Consider the following 2,528-nt stretch of genomic DNA (forward strand, 5'->3'; position numbering starts at 1 on the left):
GCTGTTGTACAAGTCGAAAACCTTGAGCTTCTCCCTGAACTGCTTCAGGGTGATTTTCTCCTGGGTCTTGAAGACGACCACCTTTTGGGCGGTAGGCCGGATTGCAAAGAGGTTGTCGCTGAAAACTCCCTTCAGGTCCTGGGCGTCGAGGGCTACTTCAAAAGCGGGGTAGGTGCAGCTTACCGTAACGGCGAACCCTCCGCTTACTTTCTCCACCTGGGTCTGCAACTGCGGGTCAAGCAGTTCACATGCCTTCGGTTTATCCAACAGCAGGCAGTTCTCGATGTACAGGTCGTCACTCTTGAGCTTGATGTAGATGAAGGTTTTCCTGCGGTCCAGCTTATGATTCCTTTTCAAGTCGATGGTGCACATATGGGTGCTGCTCTTCGGTTCGATGGTGAGGCGGTACTCCTGCTTGCCCAGCTTCTGTGCATCAAAGGTACAGAACTTCACCGAGAGCTTGGCATCTTCGACGGCCTTCGGCCCGTCGTTGACGATGTAGACCTCGACTTTGCCGTCCTCCTTATGATATGCGATCGGCAGGACGGGAGCGTAGAAACGCTTTGCGGCATAGTGCAGCAGCTTCCACTTGCCGGTATAGTCGATTGATGACCAGGAAGCGACAGGCCAGTTGTCATTGAGCTGCCAGTACAGCGTCCCCATGCAACGGGGCATGGTGGTCCTGTAGTACTCGATGGCCATCTTCATGGCTGCAGCCTGCTGGACCTGACTCAGATAGAGCATCTGTTCAAAGCTGGAAGGAAAGCGGTAGTAGCGGCTGAAGTTTTCGATGATGATTGAGTTGCCTCGTGGATTCTTCTGGTGGTGTTCCATTTCTACGCTGGTCAGATTCCACATGGACTTTTGGGCATAGGTGGCGACTGTGGACAGGGAGGGGAAGCTCTGGTAGCCGAATTCGCTGACAAAGCGCGGCTTGATCGAGTAGTACTCCTCAAAGCTTTTGCCTTCATGCCAGACCGACCAGAAGTGCATGTCGCCTCGTTTGTCGCTGTGCCAGTTGTCGGAGAAATCCCCTTCTCCGGCCGAGGGGCTGCTGGGCCACCAGGTGCGGCTTGGATCGAGTTCCTTGATGACTTTGCCGACCACACCCTCGTTGAGGCGATCGTAATCGACGACGTAGCGGTCACGGTTCCTGCACGATTCCTCGTACCAGCTGATGGCTCCCAGGTCCTCGTTGTTGCCGCACCACAATGCCAGGCTCGGGTGGTCGTGCAGGCGGGGCACCTGATAGCGCAGCTCGGCTTCGACATTTGCAAGGAAAGCCGGATCGGAAGGATACATGGAGCAACTGAACATGCAGTCCTGCCACACCAGGATGCCCTTCTCGTCACAGAGCTCGTAGAAGTCCTCCTTTTCGTACAGGCCGCCTCCCCAGACGCGCAACATGTTCATGTTTGCATCGATGGCATACTGCAGCAGCTGATCGTAGCGTTCACGCGTGAGCCGGCCCATGAAGGCGTCCAGGGGAATCCAGTTGGCACCTTTTGCAAAGATGTCCCGGCCGTTCACCGAGAAAACCATGCCCTTTCCGCCTTCTGCATCTTCCTCTGTTTTGACCTCCAAGGTTCTGAAGCCGATGCGCTTGGTTGCTTTCTGAGCGCCGATGGCAAGCTGCAGAGGATACAATACAGCCTTGCCCTCGCCGTTGGGCCACCATGGGTGTACCTTGTTGCAGACAAGACGGAAGGTGATTCTATTCAGACCGACGTGGGTCTCGATGGTTCCCTCTTGTGAGGCGCTGCCGCAGGTTGCACTGCAAGGCAGGCTGAGTGCTTTTTTTGCATTGAAAACTACATCGACAACCAAATTCCAGCTGTCGTCGCCAAGGAGGTTGGTAGTACAGGTGATGCTCTCGATGATTCCTTCGTCGACGAAAGCGAGCTGGATCGGTTCGTAGATGCCGAAGCTCAAGATGCATGGACCCCAATCCCAGCCGCTGTGGCACTGGGTTTTTCGAACAAGGTTCCGATGCTTGGCTGATACCGGATACACCGAGTAGGGTATGGGGTAGGGAAGCTTCTCAGCCAGTGCGAGGGCATGGGACTCTGCACTGGTAAAGACCAATTTGATGGAGTTTTCCCCGATTGTCAGTGCTTCACTGACATCAAAACGCCAGCGCCTGAACTGATTGTCGCAGCTGCCGACCTGCTTGCCGTTCACCCATACACTGATGATGGTGTCGGCCATGGTCAAGGTGAGGACAGCACTTCTGTCGGCGAGCATCTCCTCTGATACCAGGAATGTTCGCTCAAGCACCCAATCATTGCGGCCGACCCACTGGATATCCAGTTCCTGTGTTCCGATATAGGGATCGCTGATGACCGAGCTTTCCAGCAGGGCTGAGTGAATATCGCCTGGCAGGGTGCAAGGTATATGGGCCTGATGTTGGAAATATTTGGTATAAGGTGCGATGTTTTCCCTGTGTAGCGGCTGCAGATTCCAGACTCCATTGATATCGAGTGTAAGCATGAAAGACGACCTCCGATGGCTGAGTATAGCACACGGAG

General features: G+C 54.7%; 1 protein-coding gene. It reads right to left on the reverse strand.

Annotated elements, in window-relative coordinates; translation table 11 throughout:
- Positions 1–2,490, reverse strand: a 2,490-nt coding sequence (locus tag B3F49_RS04815; RefSeq protein WP_293891346.1) for a beta-mannosidase, incomplete at its 3' end; no start/stop codon positions are given.
- Positions 2,491–2,528: the final 38 nt, after the last annotated feature.

Origin of the sequence: Sphaerochaeta sp. UBA5836 (assembly GCF_002432845.1) — a bacterium.
Taxonomy (GTDB): Bacteria; Spirochaetota; Spirochaetia; order Sphaerochaetales; family Sphaerochaetaceae; genus Sphaerochaeta.